The sequence below is a fragment of the Brevundimonas poindexterae genome, assembly GCF_020524625.1.
In the GTDB taxonomy this organism is placed as follows: Bacteria; Pseudomonadota; Alphaproteobacteria; order Caulobacterales; family Caulobacteraceae; genus Brevundimonas; species Brevundimonas poindexterae_A.
Genome location: NZ_JAIVLL010000002.1, coordinates 545,471 through 568,085, shown reverse-complemented (window position 1 = coordinate 568,085; position 22,615 = coordinate 545,471). Strand labels below are relative to the sequence as shown.

Below are 22,615 nucleotides of genomic sequence, written 5' to 3'. Positions count from 1 at the left end.
CTCATCCCATGACTCTTTCCCCGCTTCTCAAACCCCTCGCCGTCGCAGCGGCCCTGACGCTGGTGCCCGCCATGGCCCATGCCCAGGCCCAGCCTGACCCCCTGCTGTCCACCTTCCAGTCGGTTTGCGTCGCCACGGACGGGGCGGCGGATGCCGCCATGGCCAAGCTGGATGGCCAGGACTGGCAGGTGCTGCCCCCGGAGCTGTTGGGTGCGGATGCCCCGTTCGACAATATGCAGGCCCGCATCAAGTTCGAGGGCGAGGGCATGGTGATCGCCATGACCGGCGACATGGCCGACGAAATGGGCACCCTGACCGACAGCGGTAACGTGCATATGGCGGTCTGCGCGATCGGGACGATGCCGGGCGACTATGAGGCTGTGGACCGGGTGGTGGCCGACTGGCTCGGCATGACGCCCAACACGATCATGAGCACGGACGGCCTGCGGGGCTATCCCTACACCCTCGTCAACGGCCGACGTCAGGCCCTGCCGGCCGATCTCGCCGAGGACGAGCTGAAGGCCCTTGTCGAGTCGGGCCAGGTGCGGGTCGTCATGACCGGGGATTCGGATGGCGTGATCATGATCATGTTCATGCGGCCCGTCGCGAACTAGGTCCCCCAGAACCCTTTTCTTTCAAACGCCTGCCGCCCTGCGGCGCTCAATTCAGGTCTACAATGTCCATTCTCGTCGACAAGAACACCAAGGTCCTCGTCCAGGGGCTGACCGGCAAGACCGGCACCTTCCACACCGAACAGGCGCTGCGCTATTTCGGCACGAAGATGGTGGGTGGCGTGCACCCGAAAAAGGGCGGCGAGACCTGGCACGGGTCGGAGGGCGAGAGCCTGCCGATCTTCGCCTCGGTGGCCGAGGGCCGCGACCAGACCGGCGCCGACGCCTCGGTCATCTATGTGCCGCCGGCCGGGGCCGCCGATGCCATCATCGAGGCCATCGAGGCCGAGGTGCCCTTCATCGTCTGCATCACCGAGGGCATTCCGGTCGCCGACATGGTGCGGGTCAAGGCGCGTCTCGACCGGTCGAACTCGCGCCTGCTGGGTCCGAACTGCCCCGGCATCCTGACGCCCGAGGAATGCAAGATCGGCATCATGCCGGGCTCGATCTTCAAGAAGGGCTCGGTCGGCATCGTGTCGCGTTCCGGCACCCTGACCTATGAGGCCGTCTTCCAGACCACCAATGAAGGCCTGGGCCAGACCACGGCGGTCGGCATCGGCGGCGACCCGGTCAAGGGGACCGAGTTCATCGACGTGCTCGAGATGTTCCTCGCCGACGAGGCCACGAAGTCGATCGTCATGATCGGCGAGATCGGCGGCTCGGCCGAGGAGGACGCCGCCCAATTCCTGATCGACGAGGCCAGGAAGGGCCGCAAGAAGCCGATGGTCGGCTTCATCGCCGGCCGGACTGCGCCCAAGGGTCGCACCATGGGCCACGCCGGCGCGGTCGTCTCGGGCGGCAAGGGCGATGCGGAGTCCAAGATCGCGGCGATGGAGGCGGCGGGCATTACGGTTTCGCCGTCCCCGGCGCGCCTGGGCACCACCCTGGTCGACGTCCTGAAGGGCTGAAGCGGGGCTGTTGCGGGAAATTTCTGGTCGCAGGACCAAATTTCCCGCTCTTTCGCCCCGTTTCGGTCATGACCCGCCGCCGAACCGTGCGTATATGTCCCGTCACCGACGGAGCGTGCCGCTCCGCGGCCAAGGGACTGCGACGAACACGATGGCGGATGATGCCGGTCGGCTGAACCAGGTCTTTGCCGAGACCAGCTTTCTCTACGGGGCGAACGCCGCCTTTATCGAGGATCTCCACGCCCGCTGGGCCGATGACCCGGCCTCGGTTTCGGCCGAGTGGCGATCCTTCTTTGACCAGCTGCGCGATTCCGCCTCGACGGTAAAGGCCTCGGCCGGCGCCGGTGCCTGGGGCCGCAAGGGCGCGGGCGAACCGTCCGAGGACACCGGCGTGTTCGACGGCCGCTGGCCCGAAGCGAAGCCCGCCGCCAAATCGGCAGGAAAGCCGGGCAAGGCCGCCGCACCCGCGCCCGCCGCCTCGGCCGCCACGCCCGAGGATGTGCGCGCCGCCGCCCACGATTCGATCCGCGCCCTGATGCTGATCCGCAGCTACCGCGTGCGCGGCCACCTGCAGGCCACGCTCGATCCGCTGGGCATGGAGCCGCCGGTCCAGAACCCCGAGCTGACCCCCGAATTCTACGGCTTCAGCGAGGCCGACCTCGACAAGCCGATCTTCCTTGATGGCGTGCTCGGTCTTGAGACCGGCACCCTTCGCGAGGTGCTGGCCATCCTGAGGCGCACCTACTGCGGGCACATCGGCATCCAGTACATGCACATCGCCGAGCCGGAGGAGAAATCCTGGCTGCAGGCGCGCATCGAAGGCCCCGACAAGTACGAGGAAAACGCCTTCACCCGCGAGGGCAAGCTGGCCATCCTCAACAAGCTGATCGAGGCCGAGACCTTCGAGCGCTTCCTGCACAAGCGCTTCCCCGGCACGAAGCGCTTCGGCCTGGACGGCGGCGAGGCCATGGTTCCGGCGCTGGAGCAGGTCATCAAGCGCGGGGGCAATCTGGGCGTTGACGAGATCGTGCTCGGCATGGCCCACCGGGGTCGCCTGAACGTCCTGTCGGCCGTGATGGGCAAGCCCTATCGCGCCATCTTCCACGAATTCCAGGGCGGTTCGTCCGTGCCGTCCGACATCGATGGCTCGGGCGACGTCAAATATCACATGGGCGCCAGCTCGGACCGGTCGTTCGACGACAACCGGGTCCACCTGTCGCTGACCGCCAACCCCAGCCACCTCGAGATCGTCAATCCGGTGGTGCTGGGCAAGGCACGCGCCAAACAGGCCTTCGACATCCGCGAGGCCAATGCCGGCAAGCCCGAGGCCGAATGGGCGCTGGACCGCACCAAGGTGCTGCCCCTGCTGATCCACGGTGACGCGGCCTTCGCCGGTCAGGGCGTGGTGGCCGAATGTTTCGCCCTGATGGGGCTGAAGGGCTACCGCACCGGCGGCACGGTCCATTTCGTGGTCAACAACCAGATCGGCTTCACCACCGCCCCGCGCAACAGCCGCTCGTCGCCCTATCCGTCGGACGTGGCCCTGATGGTCCAGGCGCCGATCTTCCACGTGAACGGCGATGATCCCGAGGCGGTGGTCTTCGCCGCCAAGGTGGCCACCGAGTTCCGCCAGAAATTCCACAAGGACGTGGTGGTAGACATGTTCTGCTACCGCCGCTTCGGCCACAACGAAGGCGACGATCCGACCTTCACCCAGCCGCTGATGTATTCGAAGATCCGGGCCCAGAAATCGACCCGCGAACTCTATGCCGAGCGTCTGGTCGCCGAGGGTGTCATCACCGCCGAGGAGGTCGAGGCCGAGATCACCCGCTTCGAGGAGTTCCTCGACGCCGAATTTGACGCCGGCAAGACCTTCAAGGCCGAGAAGGCCGACTGGCTGGACGGCCAGTGGCACGGCATCGGCAAGCCCGAGGGCGACGAGCTGCGCGGCGAGACCGCAGTGGCAAAGGATCGCCTCGTCGAGATCGGCACCCGCCTGACCACCGCCCCGAACAGCATCGACGTGCACAAGACGCTGCGTCGCGTGCTCGATGGGCGCCGCCAGATGATCGAGACCGGTCAGGACCTCGACTGGGCCACCGCCGAAAGCCTCGCCTTCGGTACCCTGCTGGACGAGGGCTTCCCCGTCCGCCTGTCCGGCCAGGATTCGGTGCGCGGCACCTTCTCCCAGCGCCACTCCGGCATCATTGATCAGACCACGGAAGAACGCTTCGTTCCGCTCAATCACCTGCGCGACGGCCAGGCCCATTTCGAGGTGATCGACTCGGCCCTGTCGGAAGAGGCCGTGCTGGGCTTCGAGTACGGCTATGCCCTCAGCGACCCCAATACGCTGGTCATGTGGGAGGCCCAGTTCGGCGACTTCGTGAACGGCGCCCAGGTCGTCATCGACCAGTTCATCAGCTCGGGCGAGCGCAAATGGCTGCGCATGTGCGGCCTGACCATGCTGCTGCCGCACGGCTACGAAGGGCAGGGACCCGAACACTCCTCGGCCCGTCTGGAGCGCTTCCTGCAGGCCTGCGCCGAGGAAAACATGCAGGTCGCCAACTGCACGACACCCGCCAACTATTTCCACATCCTGCGTCGCCAGATGCACCGGCCGTTCCGCAAGCCGCTGATCCTGATGACGCCCAAGTCGCTGCTGCGTCACAAGAAGGCGGTCTCGCCCCTGTCGGATCTGGCCGAGGGCAGCTCCTTCCACCGCGTGCTGCACGACGACGCCCAGACCCGTCCCGACGTGGCCGGCATGACGCTGAAGGGCGATGCCGATGTCCGGCGCGTCATCCTGTGCTCGGGCAAGGTCTATTACGACCTGCTGGAAGCCCGCGAGGCCGCCTTCAAGGACGGCAAGGCCGTGGACGACATCTACATCCTGCGTCTGGAACAGTTCTATCCCTGGCCCATGAAGTCTCTGATGACCGAACTGGCCCGCTTCCCCGGCGCCGAACTGGTCTGGTGTCAGGAAGAGCCCAAGAACATGGGCGGCTGGACCTTCGTCGACCCCTGGCTTGAACTGACGCTCGACAAGCTCGATGTGAAGTCAAAGCGCGCCCGTTACGTCGGTCGTCCTGCCTCGGCCTCGACGGCGGCCGGTCTGATGAGCCGCCACAAGGCCGAGCTCGACGCCTTCCTCGCCGACGCCCTCGCCACCCCGAACTGACCCCTGCTTATCCGGAACCGGAACTGACATGGCTGATATCCTGACCCCCGCCCTTGGTGAATCCGTCGCCGAAGCCACCATTGCGAAGTGGACGAAAAAGGTCGGCGACCCGGTCAAGCGCGATGAGCTGCTGGTCGAGCTGGAAACCGACAAGGTCTCGCTCGAGGTGGTCTCGCCCGCCGACGGCACCCTGGCCGAAATCGCCTTCGACGCCGGCGACACCGTCACCCCCGGCGCCGTGCTGGGCAAGGTGACCGAGGGCGCCGCCGCCCCCGCCGGTGAGGCTGCCCCCAAGGCCGAGGCCAAGCCTGCCGCCGCTCCGGCCGCCGCCAAGGAAGAAGCCTCGGTGCCCGTCCAGGTGCCGACCATGGGCGAGAGCGTCGCCGAGGGTTCGGTCGGAACCTGGCAGAAGAAGTCCGGCGACCGGGTGTCGAAGGATGAGCTGCTGGTCGAGATCGAGACCGACAAGGTGGCCGTGGAAATCAGCGCCCCGGCCGATGGCGTCCTGAGCATTTCGGCCGAGGCCGGTTCGACCGTCACCCCCGGTCAGGTGATCGGCCAGATCGCCGCCTCGGGCGAGGCTGCTGCCGCGGCGCCCAAGGCCGAGGCCGCGCCCGCCAAGGCCGCCTCCGGCTCGGACGCGCCGCACCTGTCCCCCGCCGTCCAGCGCGTGGTGGCCGAAAACAACCTTGACCCGAAGTCCATCCAGGCCACCGGACCCAAGGGCAATATCACCAAGGCCGATGCGCTGAAGGCCGCGTCGCAGCCGCAGGCTTCGGCTCCGTCCGCCGCCGCTCCGGCCAAGGCCGCGCCGGCGGCCCCGCCGCGCGAGGTCGGTCCGCGCGAGGAACGGGTCAAGATGACCCGCCTGCGCCAGACCATCGCCCGCCGTCTCAAGGAATCGCAGAACACGGCCGCCCAGCTGACCACCTTCAATGAGGTGGACATGTCGGCGATCATGGCGCTGCGCAATCGCTACAAGGACGCCTTCGAAAAGCACCACGGCATCAAGCTGGGCTTCATGAGCTTCTTCGTGAAGGCCACGGTCGCGGCGCTCAAGGAACTGCCCGCCGTGAACGCCGAGATCGACGGCACCGACATCATCTACAAGAACCACTACGACATCGGCGTGGCCGTCGGCACCGACAAGGGTCTGGTCGTGCCGGTGCTGCGCGACGCCGACGTCCTGTCGCTGGCCGGGATCGAAAAGGGCATCGGCGATCTGGGCCGGGCCGCCCGTGACGGTGACCTGACGCTGGACCAGCTCCAGGGCGGCACCTTCACCATCACCAACGGCGGGGTCTATGGCTCGCTGATGTCGACCCCGATCCTGAACATGCCCCAGGCCGGTATCCTCGGCATGCACAACATCGTCCAGCGCCCGGTCGCGATCGACGGCAAGGTCGAGATCCGCCCGATGATGTATCTGGCCCTCAGCTACGATCACCGCATCGTCGACGGCAAGGAAGCCGTGACCTTCCTTGTACGGATCAAGGAGCACCTTGAGGACCCGCAACGCTTCCTGCTGGACCTGTAAGCCATGGCGCGGCCGGACTCGGATTGGGTCGCGGTCGCCTGGATGAGCGACACCTGGATGGCCGCCCATGTGGTGGACTATCTTGAGACCTGCGGTGTTTCTGCCTGGGCTCCCGAGGGCGGCAGGTATGCGGTGGGCGAGGCGCCGGTGTTCGTGGCAGCCAACGACGCTGGGCAGGCCCGTGATTTCCTGCGCCGGCTCGAAGCCGGTTCATACCCCGACTATGGCCTGGAAGGGTCCGGCAATGTCGTCGCCGAGCAACTTCGGGCAGACCTTGCGTCTGCCCCGAGGTATCGGCCGCCCTCTGCGCTGGCCCGCTGGGCGCCGTTCATTGTGATACCGATGGTGATCGTGGGGGCCTTGTTTGGCGCCCCCCTTATTCGCTCCCTGCTGGGTCTGTAGGTCCGAGGAGGATAGATGGCCCTTCGTGAAATCGCCCGCTTCGTTGATGTCTATGAGGCCGATCTGGCGGCGGCCTTCCTCGAGTCACATGGTATCCGCGTCACCGTCACCGAGCGCTTCCAGACGACGGTCGACCCCCTGATGCAGCGCGCGCTGGGCATCCGTCTGATGGCCCACGAGTCCGAGATCGCCGAGGCGCGCGACCTTCTGGAGCGGGCCAGGGCCGGCGAGTTCGCCGAGCCGGACGGAGACGACCTTCCGCCGATCGACACCGGCACACGCGCTACCGGCACGGTCATGGCTCTGGCCGCGTTCGCGACCGGCGGCTTCTGGGGCACCAGCCTGCCGCGCCGCTTTCGCCCTCTGGCATGGCAGGGCATGTTGATCAGCGCCGGCGCCGTCAGCCTCGGCATCCTGCTGATCTGGATCGCGGCAAAGCTGATCCTCGACCCGCCCTAGAAGTCTCCCAGCACCTCGTCCGTATGTTCCCCCAGCGCGGGCGGGGGCCGATCATAGGCGACCGGCGTGGCCGACATCCGGATCGGACTGGCGACAGTGCGGATGGGCTCCGACAGGTCGGCGCGGACCTGTTCGACCTCCAGCCCCCGGTGCTTCGCTTGCGGCTCCTCGAACACCTGATCGACCGTATTCACCGGACCACAGGGCACGCCCGCAGCCTCCAGTACGGCCATCAGCCCCTTCATGGTGTGCCCGGCTGTCATCGCCGACAGTTCGGCCGACAGGGTGGCGCGGTGCTCGATCCGCACGGCATTGCTGGCATAGCGGGGGTCGGTGCCCATGCCTTGGGCGCCCAGAGCCGAGCACAGGGCGCGGAACTGTCCGTCATTGCCGACCGCGATGACGACCATACCATCCGTACACGGAAATGGCTGATAGGGCGCCAGATTTGGGTGGGCATTGCCCATGCGCGTCGGCGCGGTGCCCGAGACGAAATAATTGGTCGCTTGATTGGCCAGCATGGCGGCCTGGACATCGAACAGGGCGATGTCGATCTGCTGGCCCTCGCCGGTCGCCCGGGCATGCCAGAGCGCGGCCAGAATGGCGTTGGAGGCGTAGAGGCCGGTGAACAGGTCCACGACCGCCACCCCGACCTTCATCGGCTCGGCCCCCGGCGCCCCGTCGGGCTGGCCGGTGATCGACATCAGCCCGCCCATGGCCTGGATCATATAGTCATAGCCCGCCCGGTGGGCGTCGGGCCCGTCCTGCCCGAAGCCGGTGATCGAGCAATAGACCAGCTTCGGATGGATCGCCTTCAGCGAGGCCCAGTCCAGCCCGTACTTCTTCAGCCCGCCGGTCTTGAAATTCTCGACCACGACATCGCAGGTCATGGCCAGTTTGCGGACCGCCTCGGCCCCCTCGGGCGTGGCGATGTCCAGCGCCACGGATTTCTTGCCCCGGTTGGCACAGAGGAAATAGGCGGCATCCCCGCGCGACCCGTCGGTCCTTGTGGTGAAGGGCGGTCCCCACAGGCGGGTATCGTCGCCCGCCCCCGGCCGCTCGATCTTGATCACCTCGGCGCCCAGATCAGCCAGGGTCTGCGTCGCCCACGGTCCGGCCAGAACGCGCGACAGGTCCAGCACCCGCACCCCGGACAGCGGTCCTTTCGGAGTGGCGGGTGGCGAGTGACGCGTGGCGAGCTGGTCCTCCGCCTGGGGGTCGGTCATCGGGCCATGACCGGGCGTGCTGCCCGCCCCGCGCCAAAGTCACTCGCCACTCGCCACTCGCCACTCATCACTGTCTACAGCCCCGGATCCCACACACCCGCCTCGCGCATGCGGCACTCGCGCGCCTCGCGGGCCCGGCCGTCCATCTCCTCGGCCATGCAACAGACCTCGCGCGAGACCGTGGTCTTGCACAGGCCTGGCACCACCGAATGCACGAAGGCCGCACCGGCCAGCCTCAGCAGGCGGAAGCCGAACCGCGACGAGGCGGCCATATGCTCGAAATACCCCTCGTCCACCTCGCGCGGGTGGTCGACGAACAGACGGTGAAACAGGCGGCTCATGCGCGGATCATAGCCGCAGTCCGCGCGGCCCTCTACCCGTCCGGCACGTTCTGTCCTACACCCCCGCGGCAGGGGCTGAACAAGAGGTCCGCCCGGAGACCCGCCCGCAGACTTTCAGGAGCGCACCATGGCCGACGGCGCCACCCCCACCCGTACCTTCCGCTGGGATGACCCGCTGGATATGGACAGCCGCCTGACCGACGACGAGGGCATGATCCGCGACGCCGCCCGGTCCTATGCGCGCGACCAGCTGCTGCCGCGCGTGGTGCGCGCCTTCGCCGACGAGACCTTCGACCGGTCGATCATGACCGAGATGGGCGAGATGGGCTTCCTCGGCGCCATGCTGCCCGAGGAATACGGCGGCTCGAACGCCAGCCACGTGGCCTATGGCCTGATCGCCCGCGAGATCGAGGCGGTCGACAGCGGCTATCGCTCGGCCATGTCGGTCCAGTCGTCGCTGGCCATGTACCCCATCTATGCCTTCGGCTCCGACGAGCAGAAGGCGAAATTCCTGCCGAAGATGGCCGCCGGTGAGCTGATCGGCTGTTTCGGCCTGACCGAGGCCGACGGCGGCTCGGACCCGGCCTCGATGAAGACGAAGGCGGACAAGGTCGACGGCGGCTATCGCCTGAACGGCGCCAAATACTGGATCACCAACAGCCCGATCAGCGATCTGGCCATCGTCTGGGCCAAGCTGGATGACGTGATCCGCGGCTTCATCGTCGAGCGCGACTTCGACGGCTTCACCACCGACAAGATCGGCGACAAGCTGTCGCTGCGCGCCTCCATCACCGGCGACATCGGCCTGAATGACGTCTTCGTGCCCGAGGCCAATCTGCTGCCGGGCGTCAAGGGGCTGCGCGGTCCGTTCAGCTGCCTGAACAAGGCGCGCTACGGGATCGCGTGGGGCGCCATGGGGGCTGCGGAGTTCTGCTTCCACGCCACCCGCGACTATGTGGGCGAGCGCATGCTGTTCGGTCGGCCCCTGTCCTCGCGTCAGCTGGTCCAGAAGAAGCTGGCCGACATGCAGACCGAGATTTTCCTCGGACTGGAAGGCGCCTTGGCGCTCGGCCGCCTGCTCGACACCGGCGCCTGGGTGCCCGAGGCCATCTCGATGATGAAGCGCAACAACTGCGGCAAGGCGCTGGCCATCGCCCGCGAGGCCCGCGACATGCACGGCGGCGCCGGCATCACCGGCGAAATGCACGTCATGCGCCACGCCATGAACCTCGAGACGGTCAACACCTATGAGGGGGCCCACGACGTACACGCCCTGATCCTGGGCCGCGCTATCACCGGCCAGAGCGCCTTCTAGGGTTCTTCGGACCCGTCTGACTCTTCGGTCTCTTCGGCCGCCGCCCCGCTCAGTTCGGGCGAATAGAGGCCGGTGACCAGCCTCGCGGCAAAGCCCTCGGGCCGGATGCGCGGGCCAAAGCGGGCACAGGGGTCCGGGTCGGCGATGGCCCGGACCTCCCGCTCGGGCGGGGCAAAGGCATCGCCCACGGCGTCGCCGAACGGTTCGGCCAGTTGCACGGCGTCGCCGACCCGCGACAGCGACGGGTTGTCCGTGCCGATGGCCTGGGCATTTCGCGACCACAGGATGACCGCCACCTGGCCCTGGTCGTTGCCGGCCAGCAGTTCGGCCTCGGCCGACAGCCCGCCCAGGGTGCCGGGCACCCGCACGCCGATCGGCCCGGGAATGAAGAAGCCGCTGGCCGCCGACACCGCCGACGCCGCACGCCCCGTCGGCCCGATGCGGCTGACCACGGCCCGCACCCGCCCGGCACCGGCCTCGGGCCCCGGGATCACGGTGAAGCGTTCGCTCAGCTCGTAGCAGACCTGCCGGTCGACCTCGCGCAGGACCAGCGCGATCTCGGCCTCCGTCAGCCCCTCGCCAGCGCCGTCGGCCAGCACAGCGGGCTCAAGGAACAGGCGCTCGACCGTCGCCGCCCGGTCGTCATCCCGGCGCTGCCGGACCGAGGCGCGCACCATGTCGTCCCGCTCGACCAGCCCGTCATAATTGCTCAGCAGGCCGGACGGGGCCGCGCCGGGCGTGCCGCAGGCCGCAACCAGCAGGGCACCGAGCGTAACAGGCAGCATGGGGTGGAGCTTCATGGACAGGCCTCATCAGAAAACGTCAGCGCCCCGGCGCGCCGGCATGCCTTACATACGTTGCCCTGCGGCCATGGTTGCACCGGCCGGTCGTGCAAGCGTTGCCAATCCCGGTCTGCGCTCTATCCTTGCCGGGCGTGGGGGAGGCCAGATGACAGACCCGATCACTGACGAAACGGACGCCTTTGCGGCCCTCCGCGACCAGTTCGCCGGCCTGACCGCCCTGTTGCTCGAGGACGAACCGGCCCTGTCCGAACATGTTGCCAGCCGGCTGACGCGCGCCGGCTTTGCCCGGGTGGACCGGGTCGAGTCGGGCGAGGCCGCGATCGAGGCCGTGGCCGACACCCCCTATGATGTGCTGATCCTCGATCGCCTGACGGCCGGGTTGGACGGGCTGGAGACCTTAAAGCGCATCCGCGCGGGATCGGGGCCCTCGGCAGACTCTCCGGCCCTGATGCTGACCGCGCTCGGCGCCGAGCGGCAGAAGGTCGAGGGCTTGCTGGGCGGAGCGGATGACTATCTGGCCAAGCCCGTGGGCGACGAGGAACTGCTGGCGCGGATCGCGGCCCAGTTGCGCCGCTCGGGCCGCCGCTCGAAGGCGAACGGCGGCGATGTGACCAATGGCCCCTTCACCCTGTCGCCCGGCGCCCGCACCCTGCAGATCCGGGCCGCCGACGGCAGCCAGCGCGCCATCGACCTGTCCCCGCTCGAATTCGCCATTGTCTGTGAGCTGATGACCGCGCGCGGCCAGCCGGTGACCAAGACCATGCTGTGGGACAAATGCTGGGTGGAGTGGAATTTTCTGCCCGACAATTTCGTCAACATCATCGACGCCCGGATCAGCGCCCTGCGCCGCCGGCTCAAGGACCAGTGCCCCGAGGTGCCCGAGGCCATGCATCCGCTGATCGTCTCGGCCCGGAGCCAGAGTCTGGTGTTCCGGGACCTCGACGGCGTCGGCTGAGGCCCGGGTGACGGGCCCGACAGGCCTCCTGCGCGGCTGGCTGTCGCGACGCACGACGGCCCAGCTGTCGGTCGCCGTCGCCGTGCTGGCGGCGCTGGCCCTGTCCGGCTCAGTGGTCATCACCGGGCAGGCCGTCCGCGCCGACCAGCGCCAGAAGGCCGCCCTCTCGGCGCTGGCCGACTATGCCGCCATGGTCGACAAGCTGGGCGTCCAGGCCTACCTCGGCGCCGATCAGGTGACCGAGGCTGACGCTGCCTATTTTTCGGCCTGGCTGACGGCCTTCCAGTCGGGTCCCAACCGCAACGACGCCACGCTCGAAGAGGTCTGCCGCACCGGCCGCGGCGGGGCCGGGGTCCGTTTCATCCGTGCTCCGACCGGCAAGCCCGCCGGTCTGGCCGAACTGGAAGAAGCGAAGGCCCGCCGCCTCCCGGGCCTCGGCGACGACGTCTATGCGGTCCGCCTGCCGTCGGGCACCCTCTGCCCGGGCCGTGACGTCGAGGTGGTGGTGGTCAAGCGCCAGACGGGCGCGCTCAGCATCATCGTCGGGCGGGTGGTGGACCGCGCGGGCGAGGCCTGGGGCCGGGCCGCCCTGATCGTCGGTCTCAGCGGCCTGCTGATCCTGATTTCGGGGCTGACTGCCGCCGTCTTTGCCCGTCGGCGGCTGGGGCAGGCGCTGGCCGAGGTCAGTGCTTCGCTGGACCGCGCCGCCATGGGCGATTTCTCGCGCCGCCCGCCGGTCGATGACATCGCGCCGGAACTTCGTCCCCTCAGCCTGCGGGTCAACCGCACCCTCGACCGGCTGGAGGAGCTGCTGGGCTGGCTGCGTGACTCCTCGGACCAGCTGGCCCACGACTTCCGTACGCCGCTGGCCCGCGCCACCGCCCGGCTCGAGCGGCTGGAAGAGGCCGACACCCCCGGTGAGCGCACCCGCCTTGCCCGGCTGGCCGGCGACGACCTGCGCCAGCTGACCCGCGCCATGAACGAGACCCTGGCGCTCCGCGACGGCTCGGCCTGGGTGTTCGAGACGGTCCAGCTCGACGACCTCGTCCGGGCCACGGTCGAGCTCTATGAGCCGCTCGCCGAGGCCCGCGACATCCGGCTGGTGGCCGACGTCGAGCCGGCCGCCCTGCTGGGCGTGCGCTCCCTGTTGCAGCGCGCCCTGACCAATCTGGTCGACAATGCGATCAAGTTCTCGCCCGACGGCGGCACGGTCACCGTGTCGACCCGCCCGATCGACACGGGGGTCGCCTTCACCATCGCCGATCAGGGCCCCGGCATGGATCCCGCCCGGGCCCGGGGCGCCGTCGATGCCGACGACACGACCAGCCGGCCCGAGGTCGAGAGCCACGGCATGGGCCTGCCGTTCGTGCGGGCGGTGGTGCGGCGCCACGGCGGAACCCTGACAATCGATGACGCTGCGCCGGGGGCCATCGTCACGGCGCGTTTCTCGCGCTAAGACTCGGTCAGGAATGGATAAGGGGAATGCGATGCGTCGGTCTGTCCTGCTGAAGATGTCGGCCGCGGCCGTGGTGGCCCTCAGCCTGGGTGTGATCCCGGCCGGGATGGCCAACGCCCAGGCCGGCCCCCTTCCGTATGACGAGGCGCGCGGCGTCTTCACCTTTGCCGCCGGGCTGGAGCGTACCCTGCCTGCGGTGGTCCAGGTCACCACCCTCGGCCAGTCACGCGGCCCCCGCTCCGAGGACACCGAGGCCCAGCCCTTCGCCACCGGCTCGGGCGTCATCATCGACGCGGCCGAAGGCATCATCATCACCAACAACCACGTGATCGAGGGCGGCTCGAAGTATACGGTCGACCTCGCTGACGGTCGCCTGTTCGACGCCGTGCTGATCGGCACCGACAAGGCCACCGACATCGCCGTCCTGCGCATCCAGGGCACGGGCCTGTCCCAGGTCGAGATCGCCGATTCCGACACCCTGCGCACCGGCGACCTGGCCTTTGCCGTCGGCTATCCGCTGGGGCTGGACCAGACCCTGACCATGGGCGTCATCTCGGGTCTGAACCGCTCGGGCCTCGGCGATGCGGTCGAGGACTATATCCAGACGGATGCCGCGGTGAATTCGGGCAATTCCGGCGGTCCCCTGCTCGACAGCCGGGGCCGGCTGATCGGGATCAACACCTCCATCCTGTCGGGCGGCGGCGGTGGCAATGACGGCATCGCCTTCGCCGTGCCCACCCGCATCATGATGTATGTGGTCGGCCAGATCCGCGAGACGGGCGAGGTCCGCCGCGGCGGCACCGGCGCCCTGCTCAGCTCGCTGAATGCGGCCACCGCGCGCGACCTGGGTCTGAATATCGTGCGCGGCGCCGTAGTCCGGGACGTCGCGCCCGGCTCTCCGGCCGAGGCGGCGGGTCTGCAGCCCGATGATGTGATCATCCGTATCCAGTCGCGCCCGGTCGCCAATGCCGGGTCCGTGCTGGCGACCGTCGGCGTGGCGGCTCCCGGCAGCCGGCTGGACGTCGCCTACCTCCGCGATGGCTTCGAGCGCCAGACCACGGTCGTGGTCGAGATGGCCGAGCCCGGTCGCATCGCCCTGGGCCGCGATGCCCTGGTCGCGCACGGCGCCGGCTTCCGCGAGGCCCGCAGCGGCGAGCGCGGCGGTCAGGATCATCGCATTGTGGTCGAGGCGGTCGAGGGCGGCACCCCGGCCGCCGCGGCCGGTCTGGTGGCCGGCGATCTGGTCGTGTCGGTCAATGGCCGGAACGTCTCCAGCCTGCAGGGGCTGTCCAGCGCGCTCGACTCGAACGGTCGGGCGATCCGTCTGGTGGTGTCGCGCGGGTCCGAAACCGTGACCCTGACGCTCAATCCCTGACCGCAGCTAGCCTGATGCGCGTGTGCGCCGGGCCGGATGCGGCCCGGGCGGCGTGCCTTGCCTTGCTCTGGGAGAGGAGGCTGACGGGGACCGGTTGCCCGGTCCCCGCCAACGCAAACGCCCGCTCCGGCCGGGGGGGAGGGGGGGATGGCCGGAACGGGCGATGCTCGCTTGGAGGAAGCGTCGGCCCACTGAAACCCTTGGGGGGAGGAACCCGGGGGGCTGGGGGGGCTGTTCAGGATCCAGGATCGCTCCGGGCTCCAGCGGGCCGATGTGTCCTTGTCTCTCTGCAAGGGGGCGCGCGAAGGACCAAATGGGGGCGTTTTCGTGGCCCCTGCATTTTTTCCGATAGTCATGGTTTTCGGGTCGCGTCGGCGCTGTGCGCCCTTCGGAGCGGCCTCTGGCCTTTCGCGGATCGCATACTAGGTTTCAGGGTATGAGCGGCGCCTCCCACGATCCTTCGACGGCCCCGGCGGGGCGCGGTCCCGTCTTCTTCGAGCGTCGCGAGCTGGACCAGCTGCTCCGGGTCTATGGTCGGCTGGTCGCGGCCGGGGACTGGCGCGACTACAGCATGACGGGCGGGGCCGATGTGGCCGAGTTCGCCGTCTATGCCCGCTCGGGCGACGCCCCGCTCTACCGGATCGAGAAGCGTCCGGCGCTCCAGACCCGCCAGGGCCAGTGGGCCGTCATCGGTCAGGGCGGGCAGGTGCTCAAGCGTGGCCGCGACCTGGCCCAGGTGCTGCGCGTCTTCGACGCCCGGCGCTTCCAGGTGATCGACTGACCCCCAGGAAACGGACCAATGAAAAGGCCCCGGCGTTTCCACCGGGGCCCTTGATTTCGGGTGTCCGTGGGGGGCCCCCTATTCGCGGCCGCCCATCAGGGCCAGCAGGAACTGGAACAGGTTCACGAAGTTGATAAACAGGCTCAGCGCGCCAAAGCCCGTGGCCACGCCCATCGCCGCCTGGTTCCCGCCCAGCGCATAGTAGGTCATCTTCAGGCGCTGGGTGTCATAGGCGATCAGACCCGAGAAGATCAGCACGCCGGCCACGCTGATGATCAGCGACAGCATGCCGTTGCCCAAGAACATGTTGACCACCATGGCGATCACCAGACCGATGACGCCCATGATCAGGAAGGTGCCCAGACCCGACAGGTCCTTCTTGGTCGTATAGCCGAACAGGCTCAGCGCACCGAAGGCGGCGGCCGTAACGAAGAAGGTCGAGGCGATGGAGCTGTCGGTGTAGATGAAGAACAGCACGCCCATGCCCGCGCCGATGGTCGAGACCACGGCCCAGTACAGCAGGTTCACCCCGCCCGCCGTCGGGTTCTTCATGAAGAACATCGAGCCGAACAGCAGCACCAGCGGCGAGAACTGGACGATCATGCCCAGCAGGGTCAGGCCGACGCGGCCGTCGGGACCGACACCGAACAGATACTGCCCGACAGCCGGGACGTTGCCGGTCACATAGGCCAGCACCCCGGCCACCACGAGCCCGAGGGCGAGCTTGTTATAGACCCCGAGCATGAAGGCACGCAGGCCTGCGTCCACCGCCATGTCGGCGGATTGCGGCAGGGGGCGTGCCGGATTCCGGAATTCATTCATTCGCGCGTCTCTCCCGCTGATGGTCTGCGGCTGATCGCCGCCTTGGGACTGAATATCGTCAGCGCATGCCCTCCACGCAAGGGAAACCGGGCTTGGAGGGCCGCATCCGGCCCGCTACCAAGGGTCGCATGTTGCGCCTGTTCACCGCCTTGGCCCTGCCGCCCGACATCGCCGAAACCCTGACCCGGCGTCAGACGGGCCTGCCCGGTGCCGCCTGGCGCCCGGTGGAGGCGCTCCACATCACCCTCAGCTTCTACGGCGAGGTCACCCGGCAACAGGCCGACGATCTGGACGGCGAGCTGTCCCGTGCAGGCGGGCGGGGGCCGCTGACCCTGTCCCTGTCCGGCGTCGGGGCCTTCGGCGACGGCCACCGCGCCCATGCCGTCTGGGCCGGGGTGGCCCAGAATGACGCCCTTCATCAGCTGGCCGCCCGATGCGAGGCTGCGGGTCGCCGGGCGGGGCTCAATCCGCCGCGCCGCGCCTATCACCCCCACGTCACCCTGGCCTATCTCAAGGGCGACGCCCGGCCCGACCGGGTGGGCGCCTGGGTCCAGGGCCACAACCTTCTGCAATCCCCGCCCTTCCGGCTGGACCACTTCGGCCTCTATTCCAGCGTCACCGGTCCCCACGGCGGCACCTACCGGCTCGAACAGGAGTATCCCCTATGACCCTTGCCGACACCGCCGACGTCGCCCCCGGCCCGTGGATCGAGACCGAACGCCTGATCCTGCGTCCCACGTCCATGTCGGACTTCCCCCGCTGGGCCGAACTGATGGCCGACCCCGAGGCCGCCCGCTTCATCGGCGGGGTCCAGCCGCGCGCCACCGTCTGGCGCGGCCTGATGACCATGGCCGGCGCCTGGGCGCTTACCGGGGTGTCGATGTTCTCGGTGCTGGATCGCGACACCGGCCAGTGGCTGGGCCGCATCGGCCCGTGGCAGCCCGAGGGCTGGCCAGGGCCGGAGGTCGGCTGGGGCCTGCATCCCGACGCCCAGGGCAAGGGCTATGCCATGGAGGCGGCGGTCGCGAGCATCGACTATGCCTTTGACATTCTCGGTTGGGACGAGGTGGTCCATTCCATCGATCCCGACAACCGCCCGTCGCAGGTGCTGGCCGAACGGCTGGGGTCGGTGAACCGCGGCCCGACCCGGCTGCCGGCCCCGTTCGAGGAGATCCGCGTCGATCTGTGGGGCCAGACCCGGGCCGACTGGGCGGCGCGCAGCCGGTCCTGAGGCAACCGAACGGTCCCTCGGCGCGTAACTGCCGGGACGGTTCAGCCGCTGAAGGAAAGATCCATGTCCCTGTCGCGCATGCTCGCCGCCCCGGTCGCGGTTGCCGCCCTGGCATTCACCACCCCCGCCTTCGCCCAGGCGACCAATGTCGACCTCGACCGCTTCGACGGCCGCTGGTTCGAGGTCGTCCGCAATCCGAACAACGTCCAGAAGGACTGCAGCCGCGCCCAGATCGACTTCACGCCCCAGTCACGCGCCGGGCGCTATGGCCTGACGGTCACCTGCACCCGCCGCGCGGACGGCGAGGTCGAAACCCTGCGCGCCAACGCCCGCGTGACCGACACGGCCACCAACGCCAAATTCCGCTTCACCCTGACCGGCCTGCTCAGCTTCGGCGGACTGGCCGGCCAGAACTACTGGGTCTGGGACCACGCCCCCGACTACAGCTGGGCCATCATGGGGCTGCCGGACAAGTCGAACTGGTGGATCTGGCACCGCAGCGCCAGTCCCTCGGCTGCCGAGCGCAGCCGCTTGGTCGCCCGCGCCGGCCAGCTGGGCTTCAACACCAGCCGCACGGTCCACACGGGCCGCTAACTGCCGCGCTTGAATGCGGAACATAGGTGGAACATAGTGGTGGCGTGTCTGCCACGCCGCTCCTCACGCTCAGCCTGTCGCCGGTCGAAGGCCCCCGCCCCGAGACTACCCGCCGGGTGACGCGCGGGGTGGCGCGGCTGATGGTCGATCTGGGCCATGCTCCGCTGACCGAGGTGGCCCTGCCCAACGGTCGGCGCGCCGACGTCATGGCGCTGGGGCCGCGCGGCGAGATCGTCATCTGCGAGGTCAAGTCGAGCGCCGAGGACTATCGCTGCGACCGCAAATGGGGCGACTACGCCCCCTTCTGTGACCGGTTCTATTTCGCGGTCTCGACCGGCTTTCCGCACCACATCCTGCCGGACGAGGTGGGGCTGATCGTCGCCGACGACTTCGGCGGGGCCATCCTGCGCGATTCCGGTCCCCGGCCGCTGGCGCCCGCGCGCCGCAAGGCCCTGACCATCGCCTTTGGCCGACTGGCGGCCTTTCGCCGGCCCTTCTGAGGGCTAGCGCGGGGCCCGCTTGGCCAGGATGCGCTGCAGGGTCCGCCGGTGCATGCCCAGCCGCCGCGCCGTCTCCGAGACATTGTGGTCGCACAGTTCATAGACGCGCTGGATATGCTCCCAGCGCACCCGGTCGGCGCTCATCGGATTGTCGGGCGGCTCGGGTGCGTCGCCGGTAGCCAGCAGGGCCTTGACCACATCGTCAGCATCGGCGGGCTTCTGCAGATAGTCGACCGCGCCGGCCTTGACCGCCGCCACCGCCGTGGCGATGGCGCCATAGCCGGTCAGCATGATGATGCGGGCATCCTCGCGCCGCTCGCGGATCGCCTCGACGATCTTCAGGCCGTTGCCGTCCTCCAGCCGCATGTCCAGCACGGCGAAGGCGGGGGTGCGGGCGGCGATGGCGGTCTGGGCCTCGGCGATCGAGGCGGCGGTCGCGACCTCGAAGCCACGGGCCTCCAGCGCGCGACCCAGCCGGGTCCTCAGCGCATTGTCATCGTCCAGAACCAGCAGCGACCGGTCATCCAGCCGGGTGATGCGAGGGTCGGTATCCGTCATGATCTGTCTCCAACGTCCATCACGTCGTTACGGAACCGGGTGCGGTCAAGGTTTCACCGCCGCCCTGCGACACTTCGGCATCGGGCCCGCCCGCCCGCATCGGCTCCAGCGCCTGACGGGACCAGCGGATGGCGACCCGGGCGCCGCGCGGCTTGCCCTTCGGCCCCGCCCCGGTGCCGACCGACACCCGCCCGCCGGATCGCTCCAGCAGGGTGCGGGCGATGAAGAAGCCCAGGCCCATGCCGCCCTGGCTGGGCGCGATCAGGTCTTCGGTCGTCGGCTCGGGTTCAGGCGCGGCACGGCCCCGGCGCGGCTTGCGGGCGCCCTTCGGCATGGCGGCGGCGGCGATCTGGGCGGCCAGGGCCCGCCGCGCCTTGCCCTGCGGACGCGAGGTCACATAGGGCTCGCCCAGCCGGGGCAAGATATCGGGCGAAAAGCCCGGCCCGTCGTCGGCGATCTCGATCTCGATCCAGCCCGCATCGACCGCCGCCGTCAGCCGCACCTCGCGCGTGGCAAAGTCGGCGGCGTTCTCGACCAGGGTCGACAGGCCGTGGATCACCTCGGGCATGCGCTTGATGCGCGGCGGCGGGCTGCCGTCGGCCACCCGCACGACGATGCGGAAATCCAGGTCGAAGCCCTTGTGCGGGGCCGCCACCTCTTCCAGCAGGGCCTTGAGGTCCACGTCGTCATACAGGGCATCGCCGTCCTCGGGCCGCTGCGACAGCCGCTTCAGGATCAGCCGGCACCGCTCGGCCTGTTCCAGGATCAGGGCCGCATCCTCGGCCGCCGCCGCATCGGCGGGAAAGGCGCGCTTCAGCTCCTTGGCCACGATCTGGATGGTCGCCAGAGGCGTGCCCAGCTCATGCGCGGCCGCCGCCGCCAGCCCGCCCAGCGCCGCCAGCCTCTGCTCGCGCTGCAAGACGTCCTGGGTGGTCGCCAGCGCCAGCTCCAGCTTCTCGGCATCGGCCGCGACCCGCCAGGCATAGGCCGCCGTGAACACCACCCCGGTCACCAGCGCCAGGCCGATCCCGAACCGGTACAGCGCCGGCAGGTTCAGCTCGGTCCCCGCCTGCCACGGCAGGGGCAGGGCCCAGAAGAACAGCCCGACCGTCGCCAGCAGCACCATCAGCCCCAGCACGATCGCCTGCCGCGCCGGCAGCGACGCCGCCGCCACCGTCACCGGCGCCACCAGCAGCAGGCAGAAGGGGTTCTGCAGCCCCCCCGTCAGCCCCAGCAGCAAGGTCAGCTGCAGGATGTCGAACCCCAGATGCGCCGCCGTCAGCCCCCCGTCGGCCACCGGCGGATCGGGCCGCTTCAGCCGTCGCGTCGCCTGCAGGTTCATGGCCACGCTGGCCGCGATCACCGTCAGACAGGCCAGCAGCGGCAGGTCGAAGTGAAAGCCCAGGGTGGCCACCGCAATGGTCGCGCTCTGGCCCGTGATCGCCAGCCAGCGCAGGATGATCAGCGTCCTGAGCGACAGGCCGCGACTGCGCCGGGGCAGGTTCCGCCACCCCTTCAGCCCCGGCCCCTGCGGCCCTTTATCGGCTTCTATCGTTTCCACATCCCCTCTATAGACCCGGGCCGACACGCGGGGCGAGACGCCGCGTCGCCGCAATCGTTCGCCGCACCTGTTCCGGAGGCCCCATGCCGCGCAAGACCACCGTCGTTCTGGCCGCCGCCTGTCTGGGCATTGCCGCGGCTCTGGCGCTCGTCACCCTGATCGTGGTGCAGGGGCGGGGCGATACGAACGCCGGCACCGCCGGTCAGGCGCGCGAGGCCGGCGTCGAGGGCCAGCCGACCGCCGGCGGCCCCTTCACCCTGGTCAACCAGGACGGCGAGACGGTCGACCAGACCCTGCTGGACGGAAAATGGAGCCTGGTCTTCTTCGGCTTTACGTATTGCCCCGACTACTGCCCGACCACCCTGGCCTTCCTTCAGGCGCTCAAGACCGAACTGGGGCCCCAGGGCGAGGACCTGCAGATGATCTTCATCTCGGTCGACCCCGGGCGCGACACGCCGCAGGTGATGAAGGACTATCTGTCGTCCGACGGCTTTCCCGAAGGGGTCATCGGCCTGACCGGCACCCCGGAACAGGTCGCCGCCGCCGCCGACGCCTATGACGTCTTCTACAGCCGCTCGGGCACGGGCGAGGCCTATACGATGAACCACTCGCTCGCCATCTGGTTGATGGGCCCGGACGGCAAGGCCCGCCAGACCCTCAACTACGAACTTGGCCCCGAGACCGCCGCCGACATCGTCCGCCGCGTGATGGCCCGGGGCTAGGGCTCAGGGCCGCGCCTGCCCGCGCAGCGCCAGCTGCAGTTCCAGTCGCCGCAGGGCGTGGATCGTCCGGTTGGCATGGATGGCCGGCCAGATCGACAGCTTGAGCATCAGCGACGACAGGATCAGCACCGCCGCCGGCAGGCCCCAGCGCAGCGCCTCCAGCGCCTCCCCGGCCTGAAAGAACCGCCACGCGGCCCAGACCCCGGCGATGAACAGCAGCGTCTGGGTGACCAGCAGCACGACATTCATCCAGCCGGTCGGCCCGGTAAAGGTCTCCCCGATCTGCCGGAAATAGCCCGGCTCGGCCCCGGCCCGCTCCAGCAGGGCGCGGTCCTCTTCCCTCAGCGTGCGGGCGATCAGGGTGTCGATATCGTCGGTCATGGGCTCACTCCTTGGTCAATCAGGTGATCACGCAGCTTGCGCCGCGCATGCATCAGGCGCGTCTTGATCGTGCCTTCCGGCGTCTCGAGGGCCAGGGCCGCCTCGGCCACGCTCAGCCCGTGCAGATAGACCAGCGCCAGCGCGGCCCTCTGGTCGGGCGGCAGGGCCTCAATGCCCCGCTGCAGCGTCCGCCGGGCCAGCACATCGGCCCCGCCTCCGCTCTCGCCCTCACCCCCGGCCGCAGCGTCCGCCAGATCGTCGTCCAGCGGCGCCTGCCGCGCCCGGTCCAGACCCCGCCGCCCGCCCAGTCGCCGGGCCCGGCGCGTCACGATCCGCAAGGCCCAGGCCGGAAAGGCCAGCTCGTCGCGCAAGCCCCCCAGCCCACGCAGGATCTCGATCCAGCCGTCCTGCACCGCCTCGCGCGCCATCTCGGCATCGCCGGTCAGCCGCCAGGCATGACCCAGCAATTTCGGCTGCCACCGCGCGACCAGCCGCGCCCGCGCCGCCACGTCCCCCGCCCGCGCCGCCGCCACCAGGTAGGCGTCCAGCAGGCGGGCCTTGTCCCTCGGGATCGGCGACATCGAAACAGACCCTCCGCACTCTCGGGAACAAGGTGCCGCGAACGCCCGATCCGGTTCAATCGGTCGCCGCATTCTGTCTCCTCCCCGTCACGATGGGGAGGGGGACCCTGCGACCCGAAGGGCAGCGCGGAGCCTGAAGCCTTGGCGAAGCAGGGTGGAGGGGTTCTTCACCGCAGGCCCGCCCCCAAGAGCCCCTCCGTCACGGCGCAAGAGGCGCCGCGCCACCTCCCCATCTCCGATAGGGAGGAGACAGCAGCC

24 protein-coding genes are annotated in these 22,615 nt (G+C 69.1%); 16 read left to right on the top strand and 8 right to left on the bottom strand.

The features are described from left to right. The first annotated feature begins 8 nt into the window (after positions 1 to 8). The 6 genes from LC068_RS09160 (at position 9) to LC068_RS09135 (ending at position 7,155) form a co-directional block, all read left to right on the top strand. Complete coding sequence (locus LC068_RS09160) at positions 9 to 614, top strand: hypothetical protein (protein WP_226636520.1); 606 nt, start codon at positions 9 to 11, stop codon at positions 612 to 614. A gap of 62 nt (positions 615 to 676) precedes the next feature. Beyond that, positions 677 to 1,579 (top strand): succinate--CoA ligase subunit alpha, encoded by a 903-nt coding sequence (sucD, locus tag LC068_RS09155; RefSeq protein ID WP_226636518.1) that lies wholly within the window; start codon positions 677 to 679, stop codon positions 1,577 to 1,579. A gap of 151 nt (positions 1,580 to 1,730) precedes the next feature. After that, the gene (locus LC068_RS09150; protein WP_226636517.1) at positions 1,731 to 4,757 is read left to right on the top strand and encodes a 2-oxoglutarate dehydrogenase E1 component; all 3,027 of its coding nucleotides are present in this window, start codon (positions 1,731 to 1,733) and stop codon (positions 4,755 to 4,757) included. 28 nt (positions 4,758 to 4,785) lie between these two features. Beyond that, entirely contained in the window at positions 4,786 to 6,294 is a 1,509-nt protein-coding gene (gene odhB, locus LC068_RS09145; protein ID WP_226636516.1) for a 2-oxoglutarate dehydrogenase complex dihydrolipoyllysine-residue succinyltransferase, read from the top strand. A gap of 42 nt (positions 6,295 to 6,336) precedes the next feature. After that, positions 6,337 to 6,696 carry a hypothetical protein gene (locus LC068_RS09140; RefSeq protein ID WP_226636515.1) on the top strand — a complete coding sequence of 120 codons (360 nt, stop codon included), beginning with the start codon at positions 6,337 to 6,339 and terminating at the stop codon, positions 6,694 to 6,696. Between the two features lie 15 nt (positions 6,697 to 6,711). Then, the gene (locus tag LC068_RS09135) at positions 6,712 to 7,155 is read left to right on the top strand and encodes a putative signal transducing protein (RefSeq protein ID WP_226636514.1); all 444 of its coding nucleotides are present in this window, start codon (positions 6,712 to 6,714) and stop codon (positions 7,153 to 7,155) included. On the opposite strand, the gene LC068_RS09130 is transcribed toward LC068_RS09135, so the two are convergent. Continuing rightward, positions 7,152 to 8,381, bottom strand: a complete 1,230-nt coding sequence (locus LC068_RS09130) for a CaiB/BaiF CoA transferase family protein (protein WP_226636513.1) — start codon at positions 8,379 to 8,381, stop codon at positions 7,152 to 7,154. The two genes, LC068_RS09135 and LC068_RS09130, sit on opposite strands and share 4 nt — an antisense overlap. A gap of 74 nt (positions 8,382 to 8,455) precedes the next feature. Then, positions 8,456 to 8,722, bottom strand: a complete 267-nt coding sequence (locus tag LC068_RS09125) for a DUF6356 family protein (protein ID WP_226636512.1) — start codon at positions 8,720 to 8,722, stop codon at positions 8,456 to 8,458. A 127-nt stretch (positions 8,723 to 8,849) separates the two neighbouring features. Between LC068_RS09125 and LC068_RS09120 the strand changes: the two genes are divergently transcribed. Beyond that, positions 8,850 to 10,037, top strand: coding sequence for an acyl-CoA dehydrogenase (locus LC068_RS09120; RefSeq protein WP_226636510.1), 1,188 nt, complete (start codon positions 8,850 to 8,852; stop codon positions 10,035 to 10,037). On the opposite strand, the gene LC068_RS09115 is transcribed toward LC068_RS09120, so the two are convergent. Continuing rightward, positions 10,034 to 10,837: a DUF3313 family protein gene (locus LC068_RS09115; RefSeq protein WP_226636508.1), complete on the bottom strand. Its 804-nt coding sequence runs from the start codon at positions 10,835 to 10,837 to the stop codon at positions 10,034 to 10,036. The two genes, LC068_RS09120 and LC068_RS09115, sit on opposite strands and share 4 nt — an antisense overlap. Before the next feature lie 148 nt (positions 10,838 to 10,985). On the opposite strand from LC068_RS09115, the gene LC068_RS09110 reads away from it, so the two are divergent. The 4 genes from LC068_RS09110 (at position 10,986) to LC068_RS09095 (ending at position 15,407) form a co-directional block, all read left to right on the top strand. After that, entirely contained in the window at positions 10,986 to 11,795 is an 810-nt protein-coding gene (locus LC068_RS09110) for a response regulator transcription factor (protein ID WP_226636506.1), read from the top strand. Positions 11,796 to 11,802: 7 nt separating this feature from the next. Beyond that, positions 11,803 to 13,251, top strand: coding sequence for a sensor histidine kinase (locus LC068_RS13860; RefSeq protein ID WP_226636504.1), 1,449 nt, complete (start codon positions 11,803 to 11,805; stop codon positions 13,249 to 13,251). Positions 13,252 to 13,282: 31 nt separating this feature from the next. Next, on the top strand, positions 13,283 to 14,626 hold the full coding sequence (locus LC068_RS09100) for a trypsin-like peptidase domain-containing protein (protein ID WP_226636501.1): 1,344 nt from the start codon (positions 13,283 to 13,285) through the stop codon (positions 14,624 to 14,626). Positions 14,627 to 15,062: 436 nt separating this feature from the next. Beyond that, positions 15,063 to 15,407: a DUF2794 domain-containing protein gene (locus LC068_RS09095; protein ID WP_226636499.1), complete on the top strand. Its 345-nt coding sequence runs from the start codon at positions 15,063 to 15,065 to the stop codon at positions 15,405 to 15,407. A 78-nt stretch (positions 15,408 to 15,485) separates the two neighbouring features. On the opposite strand, the gene LC068_RS09090 is transcribed toward LC068_RS09095, so the two are convergent. Then, complete coding sequence (locus LC068_RS09090) at positions 15,486 to 16,229, bottom strand: Bax inhibitor-1/YccA family protein (RefSeq protein WP_226636497.1); 744 nt, start codon at positions 16,227 to 16,229, stop codon at positions 15,486 to 15,488. Between the two features lie 128 nt (positions 16,230 to 16,357). Here LC068_RS09090 and thpR point away from each other — a divergent pair, with 128 nt between their 5' ends. From thpR to mmcB, 4 genes are all read left to right on the top strand, one after another. Continuing rightward, positions 16,358 to 16,897, top strand: coding sequence for an RNA 2',3'-cyclic phosphodiesterase (gene thpR, locus LC068_RS09085; protein WP_226636494.1), 540 nt, complete (start codon positions 16,358 to 16,360; stop codon positions 16,895 to 16,897). Beyond that, on the top strand, positions 16,894 to 17,460 hold the full coding sequence (locus LC068_RS09080) for a GNAT family N-acetyltransferase (protein WP_226636491.1): 567 nt from the start codon (positions 16,894 to 16,896) through the stop codon (positions 17,458 to 17,460). Before thpR ends, LC068_RS09080 begins: the two co-directional genes overlap by 4 nt. Before the next feature lie 63 nt (positions 17,461 to 17,523). Beyond that, positions 17,524 to 18,054, top strand: coding sequence for a lipocalin family protein (locus LC068_RS09075; protein WP_226636488.1), 531 nt, complete (start codon positions 17,524 to 17,526; stop codon positions 18,052 to 18,054). 44 nt (positions 18,055 to 18,098) lie between these two features. Next, a complete protein-coding gene (gene mmcB, locus LC068_RS09070) occupies positions 18,099 to 18,554 on the top strand; it encodes a DNA repair putative endonuclease MmcB (protein WP_404825211.1) in 456 nt (151 codons plus the stop codon). Between the two features lie 3 nt (positions 18,555 to 18,557). On the opposite strand, the gene LC068_RS09065 is transcribed toward mmcB, so the two are convergent. Together LC068_RS09065 and LC068_RS09060 are read right to left on the bottom strand one after the other, a co-directional pair. Next, entirely contained in the window at positions 18,558 to 19,112 is a 555-nt protein-coding gene (locus tag LC068_RS09065; protein WP_209120731.1) for an ActR/PrrA/RegA family redox response regulator transcription factor, read from the bottom strand. A 19-nt stretch (positions 19,113 to 19,131) separates the two neighbouring features. Continuing rightward, on the bottom strand, positions 19,132 to 20,673 hold the full coding sequence (locus tag LC068_RS09060) for an ActS/PrrB/RegB family redox-sensitive histidine kinase (protein ID WP_226636486.1): 1,542 nt from the start codon (positions 20,671 to 20,673) through the stop codon (positions 19,132 to 19,134). Between the two features lie 83 nt (positions 20,674 to 20,756). Here LC068_RS09060 and LC068_RS09055 point away from each other — a divergent pair, with 83 nt between their 5' ends. Further along, positions 20,757 to 21,395: an SCO family protein gene (locus LC068_RS09055; protein ID WP_226636483.1), complete on the top strand. Its 639-nt coding sequence runs from the start codon at positions 20,757 to 20,759 to the stop codon at positions 21,393 to 21,395. A gap of 3 nt (positions 21,396 to 21,398) precedes the next feature. Here the strand turns inward: LC068_RS09055 and LC068_RS09050 are convergent, their stop codons facing one another. Both LC068_RS09050 and LC068_RS09045 read right to left on the bottom strand, forming a co-directional pair. Beyond that, entirely contained in the window at positions 21,399 to 21,776 is a 378-nt protein-coding gene (locus LC068_RS09050; RefSeq protein ID WP_226636480.1) for a DUF6768 family protein, read from the bottom strand. After that, positions 21,773 to 22,357 (bottom strand): RNA polymerase sigma factor, encoded by a 585-nt coding sequence (locus tag LC068_RS09045; protein WP_226636478.1) that lies wholly within the window; start codon positions 22,355 to 22,357, stop codon positions 21,773 to 21,775. Before LC068_RS09045 ends, LC068_RS09050 begins: the two co-directional genes overlap by 4 nt. Positions 22,358 to 22,615 lie beyond the last annotated feature (258 nt).